The sequence below is a fragment of the Streptomyces rubiginosohelvolus genome (genome assembly GCF_014649875.1).
GTDB lineage: Bacteria > Actinomycetota > Actinomycetes > Streptomycetales > Streptomycetaceae > Streptomyces > Streptomyces rubiginosohelvolus.
Genome location: NZ_BMTW01000009.1, coordinates 68879 through 91444, shown reverse-complemented (window position 1 = coordinate 91444; position 22566 = coordinate 68879). Strand labels below are relative to the sequence as shown.

At 71.7% G+C, this 22566-nt stretch carries 21 protein-coding genes; 15 read left to right on the top strand and 6 right to left on the bottom strand.

Going from position 1 to position 22566, the window contains the following annotated elements; genetic code table 11:
* The first annotated feature begins 112 nt into the window (after nucleotides 1-112).
* The 3 genes from IE134_RS20825 (at nucleotide 113) to IE134_RS20815 (ending at nucleotide 3427) form a co-directional block, all read left to right on the top strand.
* Nucleotides 113-847: a carbonic anhydrase gene (locus IE134_RS20825; RefSeq protein WP_189431342.1), complete on the top strand. Its 735-nt coding sequence runs from the start codon at nucleotides 113-115 to the stop codon at nucleotides 845-847.
* A 140-nt stretch (nucleotides 848-987) separates the two neighbouring features.
* Nucleotides 988-2625, top strand: a complete 1638-nt coding sequence (locus IE134_RS20820; protein ID WP_098895928.1) for an ABC-F family ATP-binding cassette domain-containing protein — start codon at nucleotides 988-990, stop codon at nucleotides 2623-2625.
* Nucleotides 2626-2731: 106 nt separating this feature from the next.
* On the top strand, nucleotides 2732-3427 hold the full coding sequence (locus IE134_RS20815) for a class I SAM-dependent methyltransferase (RefSeq protein WP_218924927.1): 696 nt from the start codon (nucleotides 2732-2734) through the stop codon (nucleotides 3425-3427).
* Nucleotides 3428-3642: 215 nt separating this feature from the next.
* Here IE134_RS20815 and IE134_RS20810 read toward each other — a convergent pair whose 3' ends face one another.
* Together IE134_RS20810 and IE134_RS20805 are read right to left on the bottom strand one after the other, a co-directional pair.
* On the bottom strand, nucleotides 3643-6078 hold the full coding sequence (locus tag IE134_RS20810) for a Tex family protein (protein ID WP_098895930.1): 2436 nt from the start codon (nucleotides 6076-6078) through the stop codon (nucleotides 3643-3645).
* 202 nt (nucleotides 6079-6280) lie between these two features.
* Nucleotides 6281-7150, bottom strand: a complete 870-nt coding sequence (locus IE134_RS20805; RefSeq protein ID WP_030711549.1) for an SCO6745 family protein — start codon at nucleotides 7148-7150, stop codon at nucleotides 6281-6283.
* 134 nt (nucleotides 7151-7284) lie between these two features.
* Between IE134_RS20805 and IE134_RS20800 the strand changes: the two genes are divergently transcribed.
* Together IE134_RS20800 and IE134_RS20795 are read left to right on the top strand one after the other, a co-directional pair.
* Nucleotides 7285-8247: a GlxA family transcriptional regulator gene (locus IE134_RS20800; RefSeq protein ID WP_126932386.1), complete on the top strand. Its 963-nt coding sequence runs from the start codon at nucleotides 7285-7287 to the stop codon at nucleotides 8245-8247.
* Nucleotides 8248-8338: 91 nt separating this feature from the next.
* Entirely contained in the window at nucleotides 8339-8974 is a 636-nt protein-coding gene (locus IE134_RS20795; RefSeq protein WP_030711542.1) for a DJ-1/PfpI family protein, read from the top strand.
* Nucleotides 8975-8979: 5 nt separating this feature from the next.
* Here the strand turns inward: IE134_RS20795 and IE134_RS20790 are convergent, their stop codons facing one another.
* The gene (locus tag IE134_RS20790; RefSeq protein ID WP_030711539.1) at nucleotides 8980-9744 is read right to left on the bottom strand and encodes an enoyl-CoA hydratase/isomerase family protein; all 765 of its coding nucleotides are present in this window, start codon (nucleotides 9742-9744) and stop codon (nucleotides 8980-8982) included.
* Between the two features lie 80 nt (nucleotides 9745-9824).
* Here IE134_RS20790 and IE134_RS20785 point away from each other — a divergent pair, with 80 nt between their 5' ends.
* Together IE134_RS20785 and IE134_RS20780 are read left to right on the top strand one after the other, a co-directional pair.
* Nucleotides 9825-10448: an HdeD family acid-resistance protein gene (locus tag IE134_RS20785; protein ID WP_030711535.1), complete on the top strand. Its 624-nt coding sequence runs from the start codon at nucleotides 9825-9827 to the stop codon at nucleotides 10446-10448.
* A 145-nt stretch (nucleotides 10449-10593) separates the two neighbouring features.
* On the top strand, nucleotides 10594-11049 hold the full coding sequence (locus IE134_RS20780) for an ATP-binding protein (RefSeq protein WP_029182052.1): 456 nt from the start codon (nucleotides 10594-10596) through the stop codon (nucleotides 11047-11049).
* A 51-nt stretch (nucleotides 11050-11100) separates the two neighbouring features.
* Here the strand turns inward: IE134_RS20780 and idi are convergent, their stop codons facing one another.
* From idi to galE, 3 genes are all read right to left on the bottom strand, one after another.
* On the bottom strand, nucleotides 11101-11694 hold the full coding sequence (idi, locus tag IE134_RS20775; RefSeq protein ID WP_030711532.1) for an isopentenyl-diphosphate Delta-isomerase: 594 nt from the start codon (nucleotides 11692-11694) through the stop codon (nucleotides 11101-11103).
* 141 nt (nucleotides 11695-11835) lie between these two features.
* Complete coding sequence (locus IE134_RS20770; RefSeq protein WP_030711529.1) at nucleotides 11836-12777, bottom strand: cation diffusion facilitator family transporter; 942 nt, start codon at nucleotides 12775-12777, stop codon at nucleotides 11836-11838.
* Nucleotides 12778-12958: 181 nt separating this feature from the next.
* Nucleotides 12959-13936, bottom strand: a complete 978-nt coding sequence (gene galE, locus IE134_RS20765) for a UDP-glucose 4-epimerase GalE (protein WP_089117352.1) — start codon at nucleotides 13934-13936, stop codon at nucleotides 12959-12961.
* Between the two features lie 317 nt (nucleotides 13937-14253).
* Between galE and IE134_RS20760 the strand changes: the two genes are divergently transcribed.
* The 8 genes from IE134_RS20760 (at nucleotide 14254) to hpnC (ending at nucleotide 22565) form a co-directional block, all read left to right on the top strand.
* Nucleotides 14254-16008, top strand: coding sequence for a DUF5941 domain-containing protein (locus IE134_RS20760; protein WP_030711522.1), 1755 nt, complete (start codon nucleotides 14254-14256; stop codon nucleotides 16006-16008).
* Nucleotides 16005-16742, top strand: coding sequence for a phosphocholine cytidylyltransferase family protein (locus IE134_RS20755; RefSeq protein WP_030711519.1), 738 nt, complete (start codon nucleotides 16005-16007; stop codon nucleotides 16740-16742). The genes IE134_RS20760 and IE134_RS20755 overlap by 4 nt, the downstream gene beginning before the upstream one ends.
* Entirely contained in the window at nucleotides 16730-17791 is a 1062-nt protein-coding gene (locus tag IE134_RS20750; protein WP_032785882.1) for an iron-containing alcohol dehydrogenase family protein, read from the top strand. Before IE134_RS20755 ends, IE134_RS20750 begins: the two co-directional genes overlap by 13 nt.
* Entirely contained in the window at nucleotides 17769-18548 is a 780-nt protein-coding gene (locus IE134_RS20745) for a CDP-alcohol phosphatidyltransferase family protein (RefSeq protein ID WP_029182049.1), read from the top strand. Before IE134_RS20750 ends, IE134_RS20745 begins: the two co-directional genes overlap by 23 nt.
* Nucleotides 18549-18556: 8 nt before the next feature.
* The gene (locus tag IE134_RS20740; protein WP_189431436.1) at nucleotides 18557-19429 is read left to right on the top strand and encodes a glycosyltransferase family 2 protein; all 873 of its coding nucleotides are present in this window, start codon (nucleotides 18557-18559) and stop codon (nucleotides 19427-19429) included.
* Between the two features lie 101 nt (nucleotides 19430-19530).
* Nucleotides 19531-20460: an ABC transporter permease gene (locus IE134_RS20735; RefSeq protein ID WP_097877265.1), complete on the top strand. Its 930-nt coding sequence runs from the start codon at nucleotides 19531-19533 to the stop codon at nucleotides 20458-20460.
* Nucleotides 20453-21238: an ABC transporter ATP-binding protein gene (locus IE134_RS20730; RefSeq protein WP_030711508.1), complete on the top strand. Its 786-nt coding sequence runs from the start codon at nucleotides 20453-20455 to the stop codon at nucleotides 21236-21238. Before IE134_RS20735 ends, IE134_RS20730 begins: the two co-directional genes overlap by 8 nt.
* 415 nt (nucleotides 21239-21653) lie before the next feature.
* Nucleotides 21654-22565, top strand: coding sequence for a squalene synthase HpnC (gene hpnC / locus IE134_RS20725; RefSeq protein ID WP_089117354.1), 912 nt, complete (start codon nucleotides 21654-21656; stop codon nucleotides 22563-22565).
* Nucleotide 22566 lies beyond the last annotated feature (1 nt).

The following is a 22566-nucleotide window of genomic DNA, read 5'->3' as shown; positions in this document are numbered from 1 at the left end:
GCCGGTGCCGTCCGGGCTCCGCCCCAGCCCTCACCCAAGAGATGGTCAAGGTCTGGCCAAGGGTTCTCCGGCCTCAAACTCCCTTACTGGTGAAGGGGGTTAACGTCCGCGCGTGACAATCACCCGAACCCCCCGCACGGCGCCGACCACGCGCCGCACCCTGCTCCGCGCCTCCGCCGCCACCGCGGCGGCGGGCGTGCTCGCTGCGGGCTCCTCGCCCGTGGGCGCCGCCCCGCGCACCCGGTCCGCGACCGCCGCGAGGCCCGCGACCCCGGCCGCTGCGCTGAAGGAACTCGCCGCCGGGAACCGCCGCTGGCGTACGCTCCACCAACGGCATCCCCACGAGACGGCCGGGGTGCGCAGCGCCCTGGTCTCCGGCCAGTCGCCGTTCGCGCTGATACTCGGCTGCATCGACTCCCGTGTTCCCCCGGAGCTGGTCTTCGACCAGGGGCTCGGCGACCTGATGACCGTCCGCTCGGCCGGCGAGGTGCTGGACGAGGCGGTCCTCGGCAGCATCGCGTACGGCGTTCTCGAACTGGGTATCCCGCTGGTCGTGGTCCTGGGCCACCAGTCGTGCGGCGCGGTCGCCGCCGCGGTCCACGCGGAGGAGACCGGGGAGAGCCTGCCCGCGCACATCCAGTACGTGGCCGACCAGATCAGGCCCGCGATCGTGCACGGGCAGCACGGTGACGCCCGGGTGGACGCCACGGTCAGCGCCCAGGTCCGGCTGGTCCGTTCCCGGCTGGCGCGCGAGACCGATCTCGCGGCGAAGGTGGCCGCCGGGGAGCTGGCGATCGTGGGGGCACGGTACGAACTGAGCACCCAGCTGGTCCACGGCGTCGGCTGACGGCGGGGCGCCGGGGCGCTGCGGCCCCGGGGCCTGAGCCTCCGCGTCGGACGGCGGGGCCGGGCCACCGTGGGCACCGGCCCACCGGCGGCAGTGCCCGGCAGGGGCACCGAGCGCCGGCGACTAGGATCGGCACCCTGATGACTGCCACCCTCGTCGCCAAGGACCTCGCCGCCGGACACGGCGACCGCACGCTCTTCGCCGGGCTCGACCTCGTCGTCGCCCCCGGTGACGTGATCGGTCTCGTCGGAGTCAACGGGGCGGGCAAGTCCTCCCTGCTCCGTCTGCTCGCCGGGCTCGACCGGCCGGAGGAGGGTGAGCTGCGGCTCTCCCCGCCCACCGCCAACGTCGGCCACCTCCCGCAGGAGCCCGAGCGCCGCGACGGCGAGACCGTGGCCGCCTTCCTGGCCCGCCGCACCGGCGTCGCCGACGCCCAGCGCGTCATGGACGAGGCGACGGAGGCCCTGGTCGCGGGAGCCCCGGGCGCGGACGACGCGTACTCCGACGCCCTGGAGCGCTGGCTCGCCCTCGGCGGCGCCGACCTGGAGGAGCGGGCCGAGCAGGTCGCCGCCGAGCTGGGCCTGACCGTGGGCCTCGACCGGCCCATGACCGCGCTCTCCGGCGGACAGGCGGCCCGCGCCGGACTCGCGTCGCTTCTCCTTTCCCGCTACGACGTCTTCCTGCTCGACGAGCCCACCAACGATCTCGACCTGGACGGCCTGGAGCGCCTGGAGCGCTTCGTCTCCGGTCTGCGCGCGGGCACCGTCGTCATCAGCCACGACCGTGAGTTCCTGATGCGCACGGTCACCAAGGTGCTGGAGCTGGACCTCGCCCAGCAGCAGATCAACCTGTACGGCGGTGGCTACGCGGCCTACCTGGAGGAGCGCGAGACCGCCCGTCGGCACGCCCGCGAGGACTACGAGGAGTACGCCGACAAGAAGGCGTCCCTCGAAGCGCGCGGCCACATGCAGCGCTCCTGGATGGACAAGGGCGTCAAGAACGCCCGCCGCAAGGCCACCGACGGCGACAAGCTCGGCCGCAACGCCCGCAGCGAGGCCAGCGAGAAGCAGGCCGCGAAGGCCCGCCAGACCCAGCGCATGATCGAACGCCTCGACGTGGTCGAGGAGCCCCGCAAGGAGTGGGAGCTGCGGATGGAGATCGCCTCCGCCCCGCGCTCCGGATCCGTCGTCGCCACCCTGCGCGAAGCCCGCGTCGTGCGCGGCGGCTTCACCTTCGGCCCCGCCTCGATCCAGATCGACTGGGCGGACCGGGTCGCCATCACCGGGGCCAACGGCGCGGGCAAGTCCACCCTGCTGGCAGCCCTGTTGGAGCGGCTGCCGCTCGACTCCGGGAACGCCACGCTCGGTTCGGGGGTCGTGGTCGGCGAGGTGGACCAGGCCCGCAAGCTGTTCCTCGGGGCGCAGTCGCTGCTGGACGCCTTCTGCGCGGCCGTGCCCGACACGGAACCGGCCGAAGTCCGCACCCTGCTCGCCAAGTTCGGCCTGCGCGCCGACCATGTGATGCGTCCGGCCACCAGCCTCTCCCCCGGGGAGCGCACCCGCGCCGCCCTCGCCCTGCTCCAGGGCCGGGGTGTGAACCTCCTGGTGCTCGACGAGCCGACGAACCACCTGGACCTGCCCGCCATCGAGCAGTTGGAGGCGGCCCTGGAGACGTACACGGGCACCCTGCTGCTGGTCACGCACGACCGCCGGATGCTGGAGGCGGTCCGCACCACGCGCCGCATCGAAGTGGCGGACGGCCAGGTCAAGGAAGTCTGAGCGGGACCGGGGAGCGCATGCCAGGCTTGCCGGTATGTCCCGTCGCGCAGTGAGTTTCGGAGCAATAGCGGAAGCGTACGAGCGGTTTCGGCCCGGATACCCTCCGGTGCTCCTCGACCGGGTGATGGCCCACGCGGAACACCCGGTGCACACAGCCCTGGAGATCGGCGCCGGAACGGGCAAGGCGACGCGCCTGTTCGCCCAGCAGGTGGCCGCGGTCACCGCCACCGACCCCGACGCGGCCATGCTCGCCGAGCTGCGCAAGCACGTGCCGGCGGGCGTCCGCACGGAACAGGCCGCGTTCGAGGAGCTGCGCCTGGACGAGACGTACGGGCTCGTCTACGCGGCGGCCTCGCTGCACTGGATCCAGCCGGAGGGCAGGTGGTCGCGCATGGCCGAACTGGTGCGGCCCGGCGGCGTCTTCGCCTCGTTCGGCGGGCCTCTGCGACCGGCCGACCCGGCTGTCGAGGAAGTCGTACGCACGCTGCGGGCGCCGTTCCTCGACAGCGACGAGATCCCGTCCCCCGACGGAACGCCCCCGGAGCACGCCATGCAGTGGCCGGGGACCGAACTCCAGCAGTCCTCGTGGTTCACCGACGTGCGGCAGTCGGTCATCGAACGGCGCTATGCGCTGAGCGCGATCGACTACCTCGGCCACCTCTCCACGGTCTCGGCCTACTTCGTGCTGGCCCCCGCGCAACGCGAAGAGCTGTTCAGGCGGATCGGACGGGTGGTGCCCGACGTGGTCGAGATGAAAGCCGACATCACGCTCCATCTCGCGCGTCGGCGCCACGAGCCCTAGGGCGCCGGCACCCGTCCGCCTCACAGCCGCCCCGCCGCGCACCGTGAGCTGCCCGCGTTGCCGGCAGACATCAGCCACGGTGTCGCGGCGGCCCTTGCCGAGCGCAAGAACCGCCGCGAGTACGGGCACCGCGTCACCACGCCCACGACCGGACCACGGCCTGTCCCGGCGCCGACAGCCCTGCCGATGGTCCCCGGGTGCGGAGACCGTCGGGTTCAGCGCCCCCGGCCGCCGCCGCCCTGCTTCGGGTCCGCCAGTCCGGCCCTCCGCAGCGCGTCCGCCATCGCGCTGTTGGCCGGAGCCGGAGCGCCCTGGCTGCCCTGCCGCGACCCGCCACCGCCACCGCGCCGGTCCCGGCCGCCGCCCTGACGGCCCTGGCCGCCACCGGAGCCCTGGCCCTGGCGCTGCTTCGGGGGACGGCCGCCCCGCTCGCCGCGGCCCTGCTGCCCGCCGGAGCCGCCGCCCGCGCCGGGCTCGTCGTCGAGGCGCAGCGTCAGCGAGATCCGCTTGCGCGGCACGTCGACGTCCATGACCTTGACCTTCACGATGTCCCCGGGCTTCACCACGTCGCGCGGGTCCTTCACGAACGTCTTCGACAGCGCCGACACGTGCACCAGACCGTCCTGGTGGACGCCGACGTCGACGAACGCGCCGAACGCGGCCACGTTCGTCACGACGCCCTCCAGCACCATGCCCGGCTCCAGGTCGCCGAGCTTCTCGACGCCCTCCTTGAAGGTCGCCGTGCGGAAAGCGGGCCGCGGGTCGCGCCCCGGCTTCTCCAGCTCCTTGAGGATGTCCGTCACGGTCGGCAGCCCGAACATGTCGTCCACGAAGTCCGCCGCGCGCAGCGCCCGCAGGGCGTCCGTGTTGCCGATCAGCGAGGCGACCTCGCCGCCCGCGCTCTTCCCCATCCGCCGCACCACCGGGTAGGCCTCGGGGTGCACACTGGAGCCGTCCAGCGGGTCGTCGCCGCCCCGGATCCGCAGGAAGCCCGCGCACTGCTCGTACGCTTTCGGGCCGAGGCGCGCCACGTCCTTCAGCGCCTTGCGGGACCGGAAGGGGCCGTTGGTGTCCCGGTGCGCCACGATGTTCTCCGCTAGTCCCGAGCTGATCCCGGAGACCCGTGAAAGCAGGGGTGCGGAGGCGGTGTTGACGTCCACGCCGACGCCGTTCACACAGTCCTCGACGACCGCGTCCAGGGAGCGCGAGAGCTTCACCTCGGACAGGTCGTGCTGGTACTGGCCGACGCCGATCGACTTCGGGTCGATCTTCACCAGCTCGGCCAGCGGGTCCTGGAGCCGCCGTGCGATGGAGACCGCGCCGCGCAACGACACGTCCATGTCGGGCAGTTCCTGCGAGGCGAACGCGGAGGCGGAGTACACCGAGGCGCCCGCTTCCGAGACCATCACCTTCGTGAGCTTCAACTCCGGGTGCTTGTCGATCAGTTCACCGGCGAGCTTGTCCGTCTCGCGGGACGCCGTCCCGTTGCCGATCGCGATCAGGTCGACCGCGTGCTCCTTCGCGAGATGCGCGAGCTTCGCCAGCGCCTGGTCCCACTTGTTGGCGGGCACATGCGGGTAGATCACATCGGTGGCCACCACCTTGCCGGTGGCGTCGACGACCGCGACCTTCACCCCCGTACGGAAACCGGGGTCCAGGCCCAGCGTGGCCCGCGTCCCGGCCGGGGCGGCGAGCAGCAGATCACGCAGGTTCGAGGCGAAGACCCGCACCGCCTCGTCCTCCGCCGCCGTACGCAGCCGGAGCCGCAGGTCGATGCCCAGATGCACCTGGATCCGCGTCCGCCAGGCCCAACGCACCGTGTCGCCCAGCCACTTGTCGCCCGGGCGGCCCCGGTCGGCGATCTCGAAACGGCGGGCGATCATGTTCTCGTACGCGGATGGGCCCGGCCGCTCGGCGGCCTCCGGCTCCTCCGGTTCCAGGACCAGGTCGAGCGCGTTCTCCTTCTCGCCGCGCAGCATCGCGAGCACCCGGTGCGAGGGCAGCGCGGTGAACGGCTCCGCGAAGTCGAAGTAGTCGGCGAACTTCGCGCCCGCCTCCTCCTGGCCGTCGCGCACCTTCGCCGCCAGCCGGCCGCGCGTCCACATGCGCTCACGCAGCTCGCCGGTCAGGTCGGCGTCCTCGGAGAACCGCTCGGTGAGGATCGCCCGTGCGCCGTCCAGGGCGGCAGCCGCGTCCACCACCCCCTTGTCACCGTCCACGAACGCGGCGGCAGCGGCGAGCGGATCGGTCGACGGGTCCCCGAGCAGGCCGTCCGCCAGCGGTTCGAGACCCGCCTCCCGGGCGATCTGCGCCTTGGTACGCCGCTTGGGCTTGAACGGCAGGTAGATGTCCTCCAGGCGCGCCTTGGTCTCGGCGGCCCGGATGCTCGCCTCCAACGCCGCGTCGAGCTTGCCCTGTTCGCGTACGGAATCGAGGATCGCCGTACGCCGCTCCTCCAGCTCCCGCAGATAGCGCAGCCGTTCCTCCAGCGTGCGCAGCTGCGCATCGTCGAGGGATTCGGTCGCCTCCTTGCGGTAGCGCGCGATGAACGGCACGGTCGATCCGCCGTCGAGCAGCTCGACCGCCGCCCTGACCTGTCGCTCCCGTACGCCGAGCTCCTCGGCGATCCTGCCTTCGATGGACGTCGTCACGGTTTTCCCGACTCGCCTTCTCGTACTGGCTGTGCTGGCCGTGCTCGGGTCGTGATGAGCACGTTGGTGCTTTCCGGGGGCATCCCCCGGGCCTGCATTGTGCCGCGTGGCCGGGGGCCGTGTCGCGTGACCTCGGGCAACACGCCCGGGTGCCCCGACGCGGTGCGCGGGGTCCCCGGGCGGTACCGGGGTCCGTCCCGGGTCAGCCCCGGCCGGTCGCCGAGCCCGGGAACGCGCCCGCCGCGGCGGCGGTGAAGAGGAAGCCGCGGGCGAGTTCGGTGAGCCGCTCGACGCCTTCCGCGCCCAGGTGTTCGTAGGGGGCGATGTCCATACGGTCCGTCGCCTCCTCGACCTCGGCGCGCAGTGCGGTGCCGGCCTCGGTCAGCGCCAGTTCCTCGCCCGCCTCCAGCAGCCCGCGCTCCCGCAGCCGCTCGGACGCCGACTCCCAGTCGGTGCGGCGCCAGCCCCGGGAGGACAGGATCCAGCGGATCGCCATGCCCTTGCCGGTGGCCGTGTGGCTGACGAGGGACTCCAGCGGGTCGAGGCCGGCCGCGAGCAGGGCGGCGAGATGGGCGTCGCCCCGGTGCTCACGGAGCAGGGTCGCGGCGTGCCAGAACGCCAGGTGCGGCTCCTCGGGCACCGGCAGATCCGCGTGCGCGGCGTACAGCGGGCGGGCGTGCGGGGTGCAGGCCTCGGTGGCGCGCAGGGCGAGGCGGGCCGCCTCCGCCAGCTCGTCGGAGGCGATGATCTCCTCGCCGAGCAGCCGCCGCAGCGTCGAGTCCGCCGCCCGCAGCCGGGCTTCGAGGACCACCTCGGGGGAGGCGGTCTCCCAGACGGCCGGCACATGGCGGGCCACCAGCACGGGGTTGAAGTTGTAGAAGGTCGCGGTGACGGTGCCCGCCCCCACCGCGCCGAACGCGGCGGCCCGGGTCGCGAAGTAGGCCGCGCTGGGGTCCTCGATACCGATCTTCCCCATCTCAGCACCCAGGTCGGGGGAGAAGAAGAGACAGGAGTGCAGCGGGTTGACGGCGTTGTGGCAGCGGCGCTCCGCGCGGGCCGGAAGAGTAGTCATACCAGCACGTTACCGACTGGTCGGTACGGAAGATACCCCGGGGGAGGGCGGGCTCCAGGAGAGAAGGGCGATGGCAGGAAAGGAGGGGCATTCGTCATTGCAGCCATCGCCGCCCGACGCCCAGGATGGCAGACGTGAAGCAGCGAACCGTCCTCGTCGTGCTCTTCGACGGCGTCCAGGGCCTCGACGTGACCGGCCCGATGGAGGTCTTCGCGGGCGCCTCCCGGTCGCCCGGGGTCTCCTACGACCTGCGGACCGCCTCGCTCGACGGTGGCCCCGTCCGGTCGACCAGCGGGCTCGTCCTGATGCCCGACAGCAGCCTGGCCGACGCGCCCGCCCCGCACACCCTGCTGGTGCCCGGAGGTCACGGCACCCGGGGCTCCCACCCGGAGCTGACCGCCTGGCTGAGGGAGCACGGGCCGCGGTCCGACCGGCTCGTCTCCGTGTGCACGGGGGCGCTGCTGCTGGCCGAGGCGGGCCTGCTGGACGGACACCGGGTCACCACTCACTGGAACTACTGCGAGCAGCTGGCCCGCGACCACCCGGCCGTCCGGGTCGATCCCGAGCCGATCTTCGTACGGGACGGGAGACTGGCCACCTCGGCGGGCGTCACGGCGGGCATCGACCTGGCCCTCGCGCTCGTCGAGGAGGACCACGGGCGGGATCTCGCGCTGACCATCGCCCGGCACCTCGTGGTGTTCCTGCGCCGCCCCGGCAACCAGGCCCAGTTCAGCGCCCAGCTCAGCGCCCAGACCGCACAGCGGGAACCGCTGCGCGAGGTCCAGCACTGGATCACCCAGCACCCGGACGCCGACCTCGGGGTCGACGCCCTCGCGGCCCGCGCCCGGCTCTCGCCCCGGCACTTCGCCCGAGCGTTCCGGGCGGAGACCGGGACGACCCCCGGCCGGTACGTCGAGCGGGTCCGCCTGGAGCACGCCCGTCGGCTCCTGGAGGACACCGCCGACGGTGTCGAGCAGGTCGCCCGCGCCAGCGGCTACGGCACCCCGGAGGCCATGCGCCGCGCCTTCGTGAAGACCCTCGCGACGGCACCGGCCGAATACCGCCGCCGCTTCCGCACCCCCGCATCCACGACCTGAGCCCACCGGCCCACACCGACCCTCACCGGCCCACGCAGACCCGTACCGACCCGCGCCCGGCTCCCACCGGCCGTACCGAGAGGCAGCAACCGTGCAGATCGCCATCGTGCTCTTCGACCGCTTCACCGCCCTGGACGCGGTGGGCCCCTACGAGATCCTCAGCCGGGCACCCGGCGCCGAGACCGTCTTCGTCGCCGAGCGGACCGGGCCCGTCCGCAACGACAGCGGGAGCCTCGGGCTCGTCGCGGAGAAGACGCTCGCCGAGGTGACCTCGCCCGACCTGGTGATCGTGCCGGGGGGCCCCGGCCAGAGCGACCAGATGGAGAACGAGGCCCTGCTCGGCTGGCTGCGCGCGGTCGACGCCACCACCACCTGGACCACCTCGGTCTGCACCGGCTCGCTCCTGCTGGCGGCCGCCGGACTCCTGAAGGGGCGGCGGGCCACCTCCCACTGGCTGGCGCTGGAGCTGCTGGAGGGATTCGGCGCAGAGCCCACGGGGGAGCGCGTCGTCCTCGACGGCAAGTACGTCACCGCCGCCGGGGTCTCCTCCGGCATCGACATGGGCCTGACCCTGCTCGGCCGGATCGCCGGCGACGACACGGCGCGCTCGGTTCAGCTGCTCACGGAGTACGACCCGCAGCCGCCCTACGACTGCGGCTCGCCCGAGAAGGCCCCCGCGGCCCTCGTCGAGGAGTGGCGGACCAGGAGCCGCCACACCCCCCGGTAAAGGCCTCAGCGAGTGGGCGCCGTGGTGTAGGTGAAGCGGGGTGCGCGCCGCTCCAGGAAGGCGGCGACGCCCTCCGCCGTGTCCGTACTGCCGCGCGCCTCGGCGGCCCAGTGGGCGTCCCGGTCCGTCCGGCCCGCGGCGAACTCCTTCGCCGACGCCTGGGTCAGCTGCGACCGGGACGCCAGCACCCGTACGTACTCCTCGACCCGCTTGTCCAGGCCGCCGGGCGGCAGCACCTCGTCGACCAGGCCGGTGCGCAGCGCCCGCTCCGTGTCGATCAGCTCGCCGGAGAACAGCAGATGCTTCGCCGTGCCCGGGCCGACGAGGGCGACGAGCCGCCGGGTCGAGGACGCCGCGTAGACGATGCCGAGCTTGGCCGGGGTGACCCCGAAGGAGGCCCCCTCCTCCGCGAACCGCAGATCGCAGGCGGCCGCGAGCTGACCGCCGCCGCCCACGCAGTAGCCGCGCACCGCCGCCAGCGTCGGCCGGGGGAAGGCGGCGAGCGCCTCCTCGGCCTCCACCGCCAGGCCCTGGGCGGTGCCCGCGTTCTCCCGCAGCGTGGAGATGTCGGCCCCGGCGCAGAAGGTGTCCCCGGCCCCGGTCAGCACCAGCACCCGGACCTCCGGATCGGCCGCCAGCCCCTCCAGCAGCTCCGGCAGGCTCTGCCACATCGCGGTGGTCATCGCGTTCCGCTTGGCGGGGTTGGAGATCACGACGGTGGCGACGCCGCGCTCGACGGAGGTGATCAGGCGGGGTTCCGTACGGTCCATGCGCCGGATGCTATCCCCACGGTTCGAACCTATGATCAAGAAGGGGTCGCGAGACGGGCACGCACCGTGAGGAGCTGTCGATGAACGGACCCACCGCCGAGGGCAGGAAGCTCAGCCGCAGTTTCGGCTGGCTGGCGCTGCTCGGCACGCTGCTGGTGATCGCGGGCATCATCGGGCTCATCTACACCGGCGTGGCCACCCTCACCTCGATGCTGCTCTTCGGCTGGCTGCTGCTCGTCGGCGGTCTGGTCGGGCTGCTGCACGCGATCGAGTCGCGCGGCACGAACTACTTCTGGCTGGGCGTGGTGGTCGCGGCCCTCAACATCGCCGCGGGCGTCGTCGTCATCAAGCATCCTGAGGGCACGGCCGAGGCGCTGACCATGTTCGCCGCCCTGCTCTTCCTGACCGGCGGGGTCTTCCGGCTCGTCGGCAGTGTCGTGGTGCGCGGCCCGCAGATGGGATGGACGCTGCTGCAGGGAGCCTTCGGCCTGCTGCTGGGTCTCCTGGTGCTGTTCGACTGGCCGCACAGCAGCCTGTACGTGCTCGGCTGCTTCTTCTCGCTGGCCCTGCTGTTCGACGGACTCGGGCTGATCGCCATCGGCATCGGCGGCCGCCGTATCGTCAGCATGGTCTCGGAGCGGCTCGATGAATCGGTCCCGACCGCGGACGAACCGATCACGGCACCAGAAGACGAGCAGAAGTAGTCACCAGGCCGTCAGCGTCCTACAGGTTTGGTCAAATAGCGCCGATACCTGGCTACTTCCGGTCAGTGGCACGGTCCTGACCAAGCCATTCCCACACTCTTTACTCGACGGTCAGTGCAGTGCGAGTGAGAGCTGGTGCCGGACGATGGAGAGCCTCGGGAGTGCCCCTGCCGACCCCGTGTCGTACGAGGGGGTGTGGCGCTTCACCGCCCCCGCCGTGGAGGCGTCCGTGCCCAGCGCCCGGCACGCCGTACGCGATCTTCTCGGCCGGCAGGGTGTGCCGATCGAGGACGACATCCTCCAGGGGCTTCTGCTGATCGTCTCGGAGCTGGTCACCAACGCCGTCAAGCACGCGGCGCTGCTCTCGCCCGAGCTCGCCGTCGAGGTGGCCATCGGCGCCGACTGGGTCAGAGTCTCGGTGGAGGACAACCACCCGTACCGCCCCACCGCCCTGGAGACCGACTACGCGCAGACCGGCGGCCGGGGTCTGCTGCTGGTCAAGGTGGTCACCGCGGAGGCGGGCGGCACTTGCGACGTCGAGCACACGGCGAGCGGCGGGAAGATCATCTGGGCGGCGCTGCCGTTGAAGACGCAGCTCTGACCGCCCCGTGCGTGACTGTCCGCCCGCCCCCGTACGCGACCGGGCGAAGGATCACCAGCCCGCGGAGGGCCCCGTCAGCTCACGGATCGCCGGCCGTGCCGCGTCCAGCACCGTCATGAACCACGCCGAGAACGGCCCCTCGGCATGCCGCTTCTCCAGCTCGGCCGCCGTCACGAAAGCGGTCTCGCCGACCTCCTCGGAGTCCGGCTTCAGCGCCGCCTGTGCCATTCCCACGAACAGGTGATTGAACTCCTGCTCGACCAGGCCCGACGCCGGGTCCGGGTGGTTGTAGCGCACGGTGCCCGCCTCGGCCAGCAGTGACGGCGAGATGCCCAGCTCCTCGTACGTACGCCGGGCGGCGGCCGCGAACGGGGACTCGCCCGGGTAGGGGTGTCCGCAGCAGGTGTTCGACCAGACGCCGGGGGAGTGGTACTTGCCGAGCGCCCGGCGCTGGAGCAGCAGCCGCCCCTGCTCGTCGAAGAGGAACACGGAGAACGCGCGGTGCAGCTGCCCGGGGGCCTGATGGGCCGCCAGCTTCTCCGCGGTGCCGATGGTGGTGCCGTTCTCGTCGACCAGTTCGAGCATGATCGGTTCGGCGGTGCCGTTCGACGAGCTGTGCGTCGCGGTGGCTGGTGTGGTCGGCATACCCATCCTTCGCTTTGGTCCCCGGCCTCGTGCGCCGGGCCCCTGGAGTCCGGTCAAGTCTGCCGTACAAAAGCCGCTTGTCCGCACTCCGGGGCCGGGCATGTCCGGCCCCGTGGATGCGCCGCACCCCGGCCCCTCGACTCAGTGGCAGAGATGCGCCTCGTGCTCCGCGTGACCGCTCGGCTCCAGCTGGAAGGTGCAGTGTTCCACGTCGAAGTGGTCCCCGAGGCAGCCCTGCAGCTCGTGCAGCACCTTCTCGTGCCCTATCGAGTCGAGCATCTCCTGGCGCACCACCACGTGGGCGGAGAGCACCGGCATCCCCGAGGTGATCGTCCAGGCGTGCAGGTCGTGGACGTCCAGCACCCCGGGCAGGGCCGTGATGTGGGCCCGGACCTCCGCCATGTCCACCCCCTTGGGTGCGGCCTCCAGCAGCACGTTCAGGGTCTCCCGCAGCAGCTTCACCGTCCGGGGGACGATCATCAGGCCGATCACCAGCGAGGCGATCGGGTCGGCGGCCTGCCAGCCGGTCGCCATGATGATCCCCGCCGAGATGATCACGGCGAGCGAGCCCAGGGTGTCGGCCATCACCTCCAGATAGGCGCCCCGTACGTTCAGGCTCTCCTTCTGCCCGCGCATCAGCAGCGAGAGGGAGACCACGTTGGCCACCAGGCCGACCGCGGCGAACGCGATGGCGAGCCCGCCCTTCGTCTCGGCCGGGGTGATGAACCGCTCCACCGCCTCGAAGATCAGATAGGCGCCGACGCCGAGCAGCAGCAGGCAGTTGGCGAGCGCGGCCAGGATCTCCGCGCGGGCGAAGCCGAAGGTGCGGTTCGGGGCGGTCGGGCGGTTGGCGAAATGGATGGCGAGCAGCGCCATCCCGAGCCCCAGGGCGTCGGTGGCCATATGGGCGGCGTCGGCGATCAGCGCGAGCGAGTCGGAGAGCACCCCGCCGACGATCTCCATGACCATCACGCTCAGGGTGATCCCCAGGGCGATCCGGAGCCTTCCCCGGTACGCGGCGGCCGCCGTTCCCGTCGGAGGAGGCCCGCCGTGCGTATGCCCGTGATCGTGGCCAGCCCCCATGCGAAACGCCTCCAGGTCCGTAGGACGTGCCGGGGCGGAATCGCCCCGGCGAAGCCCAGTGAACTACGGGTGGGGGGTATCCGGCAACACGGGACTGAACACCGTTGTCATGTGCCCTGACCTGCGGAAACGTTCCGCAGGTCAGAGCGTTGACACGATCAAGGACGCCACCTGGAACCGATCACGGACGGGCCTCGGGGTGGTTCAGGCACCAGCCCTCCCAGGCCGACTCGACCATCTCGCGCACACCCCGCCGGGCCGTCCAGCCCAGTTCCTCGGTGATCCGCGCGGCCGACGCCACGGCCTTCGGCGCGTCGCCGGCCCGGCGCGGCTCGACCACCGGCTTCAGATCGCTTCCCGTCACCTCGCCGATCACGTCCGCCAGCTCCCGTACCGAGACACCCTCGCCCCGGCCGACGTTCAGCGTCAGATCGCCCGCGCCCGTCTCGTCCAGCCGGCGCGCGACCGCGAGGTGCGCCTCCGCCAGATCGGCGACGTGGATGTAGTCGCGGATGCAGGTGCCGTCCGGTGTCGGGTAGTCGTCGCCGAAGATCCGGGGGGCCTCGCCGTGCGTCAGCCGCTCGAACATCATCGGCACGATGTTGAAGACCCCGGTGTCCGCGAGCTCCGGCGCGGCCGCGCCCGCCACGTTGAAGTACCGCAGGCAGGCGGTCGAGAGCCCGTGCGCCTTGCCGGTGGCCCGCACCAGCCACTCACCGGTGAGCTTCGTCTCGCCGTACGGATTGATGGGGAGGCAGGGCGTCTCCTCCGTGATGAGGTCCACGTCCGGTACGCCGTACACGGCGGCCGAGGATGAGAAGAGGAAGCGCCGCACCCCCGCCGCGACCACGGCCTCCAGCAGGACGGCCAGTCCCGCGACGTTCTCCCGGTAGTACAGCAGCGGCTTCTCCACGGACTCGCCGACCTGCTTCTTCGCCGCCAGATGCACCACGCCGCTCACCGCGTGACCGGCCAGCACCCGGTCCAGCAGGGCCCGGTCGGAGGCGGAGCCCTCCACCAGCGTGACGGCGTCCGGCAGCCGCTCGGCGATGCCGCTGGAGCGGTCGTCGAGCACCACGACCCGCTCTCCCGCCGCGACCATGGCCCGCGCCACGTGTGCCCCGATGTAACCCGCCCCGCCTGTGATCAGCCATGTCATGACCGCCAGCCTAAGCGCAGCGTTCCCGCCGCCCACCCTCGCGGTTTGTGGGCCGGGCCCCCGATCGATGATGATGATCGCGAACGGCGCCCGACTGCGCAGGTCCACCCGAACGGCGCACAAACGGGTGGTGAACTCGGTCTTCCGTTCATCCGATAGCCTCAGCCGACACGCCGCCGGCCCGCCATGTGGCCGTGCCGCCGTGTGTCGTCCACGTCAGTGCCAAGGAGTGAGTTCGTCTGTCGACCGCCATCCTCACCGGTACGCCGGTACCCGGGTCGTCGCTCGCGGACGATCTGCGGTCCCTGGGCTTCGACGTGCAGACCGCCGCCGACGCCGGTGACGCCGCGACCCTCCTCGCCGCCGTCCCGGCCGGCCGCCGGGTCGCCCTCGTCGATCCGCGTTTCGTCGGCCACGTCCACGCGTTGCGGCTCGGGCTGACCGACCCCCGCTTCGCCGCCGCCACCGTGCCCGGTGCGCTCACCGCCCAGCCCGAGGCGCGCGGCGCCCTGCTGCGCGCGCTCCGGCGCACCACGGCCGCCGTCGGCGCGGGTGCCCCCGTCGTCGCTCCGGACACCGACCCGGCGCCCGAGGACCGCACCGTCCCCGGCCGGATCGCCGTGGCGCTGGAGGCCGAGGGCACCGCCGTCAAGCGCCCCGAGCTGGGCTCGCTCACCGCCACCGTCCCCACCGACGCCGGAGCGCGGGCGACCGCCGAGAGCGCCCGCGACGGGGTCGACGACGAGGCGGTCCGGCTGCGCAGCGCGGTGAAGGCCCACGACGGCTTCTTCACCACCTTCGCCATCAGCCCGTACTCCCGCTACATCGCCCGCTGGTGCGCCCGCCGGGGCCTCACCCCGAACCAGGTCACCACCGCGTCCCTGATCACCGCGCTCGTCGCGGCGGGCGCGGCGGCCACCGGAACCCGCGGAGGCTACGTCGCCGCCGGGATCCTGCTCCTGGTCTCCTTCGTGCTGGACTGCACCGACGGGCAGCTCGCCCGCTACTCGCTGCAGTACTCCACGATGGGCGCCTGGCTGGACGCCACCTTCGACCGGGCCAAGGAGTACGCGTACTACGCAGGCCTCGCCATCGGCGCCGTACGCGGCGGCGATGACGTATGGGTACTGGCGCTCGGCGCGATGGTCCTCCAGGCCTGCCGCCATGTCGTGGACTTCTCGTTCAACGAGGCCAACCACGACGCGGTCGCCAACACCAGCCCCACCGCCGCCCTCTCGGACAAGCTCGACAGCGTCGGCTGGACGGTCTGGGCGCGCCGGATGATCGTGCTGCCGATCGGCGAGCGCTGGGCCATGATCGCGGTCCTGACCGCGCTCACCACCCCCCGCATCGTCTTCTACGCGCTGCTCATCGGCTGCTCCCTTGCCGCCTGCTACACCACCGCCGGCCGCCTGCTGCGCTCGCTGACCCGCCGGGCCAGCCGCACCGACCGCGCCGCCCAGGCCCTCGCGGACCTGGCCGACTCCGGCCCGCTGGCCCAGGGTGTGGCGGCGGTCGCCCCAGGGCTCCGGGGCGCGTTCACGGCTCCGGCCGTCGCGCTGCTCGGCACGCTGGTCATGATCGGCGCGGCGCTCTTCCTCCCGTACGGCAGCTGGCTCACCGTCGCCGCCGCAGCGGTGTACGTGCTCCTCTCCGGCCTCGCCGTCGCCCGCCCGCTCAAGGGCGCGCTCGACTGGCTGGTGCCGCCGTTCTTCCGTGCGGCGGAGTACGTCACGATCCTCGTGCTGGCGGCCCGCAGCGACGCCCCGCACGCCGTTCCGGCGGCCTTCGGGCTCGTCTCGGCCGTCGCCTACCATCACTACGACACGGTGTACCGCATCCGCGGAGGCACCGGCGCGCCGCCCCAGTGGCTGGTGCGGACGATCGGTGGACACGAGGGCCGTACCGCGCTGGTGGCCGTCCTCGCCGCCGTACTCACCCACGCCGCAGGTTTCACCACGGCCCTGACCGCGCTCGCGGTCGCCGTGGCTCTGGTGGTGCTCGTGGAGTCCATCCGCTTCTGGGTGTCCTCCTCGGCGCCCGCCGTACACGACGAAGGAGAACTCGCATGATCGGCCTCGTACTGGCAGCCGGTGCAGGACGACGTCTGCGCCCCTACACGGACACGCTCCCCAAGGCGCTCGTCCCTGTCGACGGCGACAAGACGGTCCTCGACCTCACGCTGGCCAACTTCGCCGAGGTCGGACTCACCGAGGTCGCGATCGTCGTCGGCTACCGCAAGGAGGCCGTCTACGCCCGCAAGGCCGAGCTGGAGGCCACCTACGGCCTCAGCCTCACGCTGATCGACAACGACAAGGCCGAGGAGTGGAACAACGCCTACTCCCTGTGGTGCGCCCGTGACGTCATCAAGCGGGGCGTGATCCTCGCCAACGGCGACACCGTGCACCCGGTCTCCGTCGAGAAGACCCTCCTGGACGCCCGCGGCAAGGGCCAGAAGATCATCCTCGCCCTGGACACCGAGAAGGTGCTCGCCGACGAGGAGATGAAGGTCATCACCGAGGAGGGCAAGGGCGTTCAGCGCATCACCAAGCTGATGGACCCGGCCACCGCCACCGGTGAGTACATCGGCGTCACCCTCATCGAGGCCGAGGCCGCCGAGGAGCTGGCGGACGCGCTGAAGACCACCTTCGAGCGCGACCCCGACCTGTACTACGAGGACGGCTACCAGGAGCTCGTGAACCGTGGATTCACCGTCGACGTGGCCCCCATCGGCACCGTGACCTGGGTCGAGATCGACAACCACGACGACCTCAAGAAGGGCCGGGAGATCGCGTGCCAGTACTGACCCGGCTCATTCCGTCCCCGGTCGTCGTCGACATCCGACGCGGCGCCATGGACGATCTGGCGGGTCTCCTGGCCGATCAGCGGATCTCCTCCTCGGGCAAGCTCGCCATCGCGATCAGCGACGGCTCGGGGCGCGCCCTGAGGGAGAGGCTCGCCCCGGTCCTGCCCGGTGCCGACTGGTATCCGGTCGCCGACGGCACGATCGACTCCGCGGTGAAGCTCGCCGATGGCATCAAGGGCAACCGGTACGACGCGGTGGTGGGCCTCGGCGGTGGCAAGATCATCGACGTGGCGAAGTACGCCGCGGCGCGGGTCGGGCTGCCCATGGTCGCCGTCGCGACGAACCTCTCGCACGACGGCCTGTGCTCGCCGGTCGCCACGCTGGACAACGACAACGGGCGCGGCTCCTACGGGGTCCCCACCCCGATCGCCGTGGTCATCGACCTCGATGTGATCCGTGAGGCGCCCACCCGTTACGTCCGCTCCGGCATCGGCGACGCGATCTCGAACATCTCCTGCGTCGCCGACTGGGAGCTGGCCCACGAGGTCAACGGCGAGGAGATCGACGGGCTCGCGGCCGCGATGGCCCGCCAGGCCGGCGAGGCCGTGCTGCGTCACCCGGGCGGCGTCGGCGACGACGCCTTCCTGAAGGTGCTGGCCGAGGGCCTCGTCCTGACGGGTATCTCGATGTCGGTCGCGGGCGACTCACGTCCGGCGTCCGGCGCCTGCCACGAGATCAACCACGCCTTCGACCTGCTCTACCCCCAGCGCGCGGCCAGCCACGGCGAACAGGTCGGCCTCGGCGCCTGCTTCGCCATGCATCTGCGCGGCGCCCGCCAGGAGTCCCTCCTGATGGCATCGATACTGCGCCGCCACGGTCTGCCGGTCCTGCCGGAGGAGATCGGGTTCAGCGTCGACGAGTTCGTGAAGGCCGTCGACTACGCCCCGCAGACGCGTCCGGGACGCTTCACGGTCCTGGAGCACCTCAACCTGTCCACCGACCAGATCAGGGACGCGTACGCCGACTATGCGACGACCATCAGTAGCTGAACTCCGTCCGGTCGTTCACCCCCCGGGCGTGAAGGACCGGCGCAGCGGCGAGCACTGGGCCGGGCGCATGTACATGCGCGAGGTCTCGCTGCGCGTGGACCGCTACCTGGTCAACACCCGCGTCACGCCGAACCAGGTCACGTACGTCATGACGCTGGCCGGAGCGCTGGCCGCCCCGGCGCTGCTGGTCCCGGGCGTCTGGGGCGCCGTGCTCGGCGTGGTGATGGTCCAGCTCTACCTGCTCTTCGACTGCGTGGACGGCGAGCTGGCCCGCTGGAAGAAGCAGTACTCGCTCAGCGGGGTCTACCTGGACCGGGTCGCCGCCTATCTGTGCGACGCGGCCGTGCTGGTGGGCCTCGGCCTGCGGGCCGCCGACATCTGGGGCGAGGGCCGGATCGACTGGCTCTGGGCGTTCCTCGGGACACTCGCCGCGCTCGGCGCGATCCTGATCAAGGCCGAGACGGACCTGGTGGGCGTGGCCCGTCACCAGGGCGGGCTGCCGCCGGTGAAGGAAGCGGCGTCCGAGCCGCGCTCCTCCGGTATGGCGCTGGCCCGCAAGGCCGCCGCCGCACTCAAGTTCCACCGGCTCATCCTCGGCATCGAGGCATCCCTGGTGATCCTCGTGGTGGCCGTCGTGGACGCGATCGCGGGCGACCTCTTCTACACCCGCCTGACCGTGGCGGTCATGGCCGGCATCGCGCTGCTGCAGACCCTGCTGCACCTGGTGTCCGTCCTGGCGTCCAGCAGGCTGAAGTGACCCTTCCCATGAAACTGGGCGCGGTGATCATCACCATGGGCAACCGCCCGGACGAGCTCCGCGCCCTCCTCGATTCGGTCACCGCCCAGCACGGTGACCGGATCGAGGTCGTGGTGGTCGGCAACGGCGCCCCGGTCCCCGAGGTGCCCGCCGGGGTGCGCACGGTGGAGCTGCCCGAGAACCTGGGCATCCCCGGCGGCCGCAACGTCGGCATCGAGGCGTTCGGCCCCTGCGGGGCGGACGTGGACGCGCTGCTCTTCCTGGACGACGACGGGCTGCTCCCGAACCGGGACACCGCCGAGCTGTGCCGGCAGGCCTTCGAGGCGGACCCGAAGCTCGGGATCGTCACCTTCCGCATCGCCGACCCGGACACCGGCGCCACCCAGCGGCGGCACGTGCCCCGGCTGCGGGCCGCCGACCCGATGCGCTCCTCACGCGTCACGACGTTCCTCGGCGGAGCCAACGCCGTACGCACCAAGGTCATCGCCGAGGTCGGCCCGCTGCCCGAGGACTTCTTCTACGCCCACGAGGAGACGGACCTCGCCTGGCGGGCGCTGGACGCGGGCTGGATGATCGACTACCGCGCCGACATGGTGCTGAACCACCCCACCACCGCCCCGTCCCGGCACGCGGTCTACCACCGCATGATCGCCCGCAACCGGGTCTGGCTCGCCCGCCGGAACCTGCCCGCCCCGCTGGTTCCCCTCTACACGGGGGTCTGGCTGCTGCTGACCCTGGTCAGGCGCCCGTCCCGGCCGGCGCTGAAGGCATGGTTCGGCGGATTCCGGGAAGGCTGGACAGCCCCTTGCGGAACCCGGCGCCCGATGAAGTGGCGTACGGTGTGGCGGCTGACGAGGCTGGGCCGACCTCCGGTCATCTGAGACGCTTTCCTCTGAGAGCATGAGGCGTATTTTCTTTCCGGAACCTGTCCGCCTGAGCCGCGCCCGCGACTGGCTGCGCGTGAAGACGAGAGTTTCAACTTGTGAGTGACACGACCCACGACGGTGGGGTAGCCCTCGGGACCCCGCCGTCCGCCGACGAGGGCCTCGACGCGGCCCAGCTGGCCGCCAAGTACGGCCTGACCGTGAGCGGCGCCCGGCCGGGGCTGTTCGCGTACATGCGACAGCTCTGGGGCCGACGCCACTTCATCCTGGCCTTCTCCCGGGCGAAACTGACCGCCCAGTACAGCCAGGCCAAGCTGGGCCAGCTGTGGCAAGTGGTCACACCCCTGCTGAACGCCTGTGTCTATTACCTGATCTTCGGCCTGATCCTGGGGACGAGGGAGGGGATCCCCCACGACGTCTTCGTGCCGTTCCTGGTCACCGGCGTCTTCGTGTTCACCTTCACCCAGAGCTCGGTGATGGCGGGTGTCCGGTCGATCTCCGGCAACCTCGGCCTGGTCCGGGCGCTTCACTTCCCCCGGGCCTCGCTGCCCATCTCCTTCTCGCTCCAGCAGCTCCAGCAGCTGCTCTTCTCGATGATCGTGCTGGTCGCGGTCGCCGTGATCTTCGGCAGCTACCCCTCGCTGTCGTGGCTCCTGGTGATCCCCGCCCTGCTTCTCCAGTTCGTCTTCAACACCGGCCTGGCCCTCGTCATGGCGCGGCTCGGCTCCAAGACCCCCGACCTCGCGCAGCTGATGCCGTTCATCATGCGCACCTGGATGTACGCCTCGGGCGTCATGTTCTCCATCCCGGTGATGCTGAAGGACAAGCCGGCCTGGATCGCGGACGTGCTCCAGTACAACCCGGCGGCGATCTACATGGACCTGGTCCGCTTCGCCATGATCGACGGGTACGGCTCCGAGAACCTGCCGGACCACGTCTGGGCCGCCGGGCTGGGCTGGGCCGTGCTGCTGGGCGTCGTGGGATTCGTGTACTTCTGGAAGGCGGAGGAGCGGTACGGCCGTGGCTGACGACAACGCGCAGGGGCGCATCCCCACGGTGATCGCCGACGACGTGCACATCGTGTACCGGGTCAACGGCGCGGGCGGCGGCCGCGGCAGCGCCACCGCCGCGCTGAGCCGCATGGTGCGGCGCGGCAAGGGCGAACCGCGCGGCGTCCGGAAGGTGCACGCCGTACGCGGTGTCTCCTTCACCGCCTACCGCGGCGAGGCCATCGGCCTCATCGGCACCAACGGCTCCGGAAAGTCGACGCTGCTGCGGGCCATCGCCGGTCTGCTGCCGACCGAATCCGGCCATGTCTACACCGACGGCCAGCCCTCGCTGCTCGGCGTGAACGCGGCCCTGATGAGCGATCTCACCGGCGAGCGCAACGTCGTGCTCGGCGGTCTGGCGATGGGGATGACCCAGGCCGAGATCCGCTCCCGCTACCAGGAGATCGTCGACTTCTCCGGCATCAACGAGAAGGGCGACTTCATCACCCTCCCGATGCGGACGTACTCCTCCGGCATGGCGGCGCGGCTGCGCTTCTCGATCGCCGCGGCCAAGAACCACGACGTCCTCATGATCGACGAGGCGCTGGCCACCGGTGACCGCAAGTTCCGCATCCGCTCCGAGGAGCGGATCCGCGAGCTGCGCAAGGAGGCGGGCACGGTCTTCCTGGTCAGCCACAACAACAAGTCGATCAGGGACACCTGCGACCGCGCGCTCTGGCTGGAGAAGGGCGAGCTGCTGATGGACGGTCCCACCGAGGAAGTCCTCAAGGCGTACGAGCGCGAGACGGGCAAGTAGCCCCCCGGCCCATCCCGTGGCCCCCGCCGGATCCGTCCGGCGGGGGCCGTGCGGTGCCCGGTGCCGGGCAGGCCCTCCGCAGTAGGGGCCCGGGGGTGATCTCCTCCCGGCGGATGACGTCAAGTCAGCCATGCGCGGGGAAGGTTGACAGGTACGGCCGGGACGCGGTCGCGGGCGCTCCACCCCGCCGACCCCCTGTGAGCTGTACAACGTAAGCTGGAGCGGTGCTGATTCATGGCAAGTAGGGCGATACGCCGCGGCACCGACGCTCTGCCGCAGTGCACTCGGAAGACTGAGCGGCGTGTCCGAAAAGGGTTGTTTTGGGTCAGCAGTGTAGAACGGGAGATGTGACGGCAATGACGGAAGATCTCCAGCTCCGACGTGGTCTCGCCGTCCCCGCGCCGGCTGGTCCGCAGTGACCCCGACCCCCACGGCGCGCACCGGCGACGCCACCCTCGGCAAGGCCGCGGACGAGAACTTCCCCGTGGCGCCCTTCTTCCTGCCCCGCGCCTGGCGCGGCGACCTGATGGCGGTCTACGGATTCGCCCGGCTCGTCGACGACATCGGCGACGGCGACCTCGCCCCCGGCGGCGCGGACGCCCGCCACCTCGGCCTGGAGCCGGAGCAGAGCGAGGACCGCCTCGCCATGCTCGACGCCCTGGAGACCGACCTCCGCCGGGTCTTCGCCGCCACCGGCGAGGAGCCGAGCCACCCCCTGCTGCGCAAGCTGCGCCCCACCGTGCGGCGCCGTGCGCTCACCCCCGAACCCTTCCTCGGCCTGATCGAGGCGAACCGCCAGGACCAGAAGGTCCGCCGCTACGGCACCTACGCCGAGCTCGCCGCCTACTGCGAGCTCTCCGCGAACCCCGTCGGCCGCCTGGTCCTCGCCCTCACCGGCACCACCAGCCCCGAGCGCGTCCGCCGCTCCGACGCGGTCTGCACCGCACTCCAGATCGTCGAGCACCTCCAGGACGTCGCCGAGGACCTGGAACGCGACCGGATCTATCTGCCCGCCGAGGACATGGAGCGCTTCCGGGTCACCGAAGCCGACCTGGCCGTGCCTTCCGCCGGAGCCTCCGTCCGCGCCCTGATCGCGTACGAGGCCCAGCGCGCGAGCGACCTGCTGGACGAGGGCCCCCCGCTGGTGGGCAGCGTCGACGGCAGGCTGAAACTGCTCCTCGCCGGCTTCGTCGGGGGCGGCCGCAGCGCGCTCACGGCGATCTCGGCCGCCGGGTTCGACGTCCTGCCCGGACCGCCCAAGGCCACCAAGCCCAGCCTGCTGCGTGAAGTGGGAACCGTCTTGCGAAGAGCGCGTGGAGAGAGGTGAG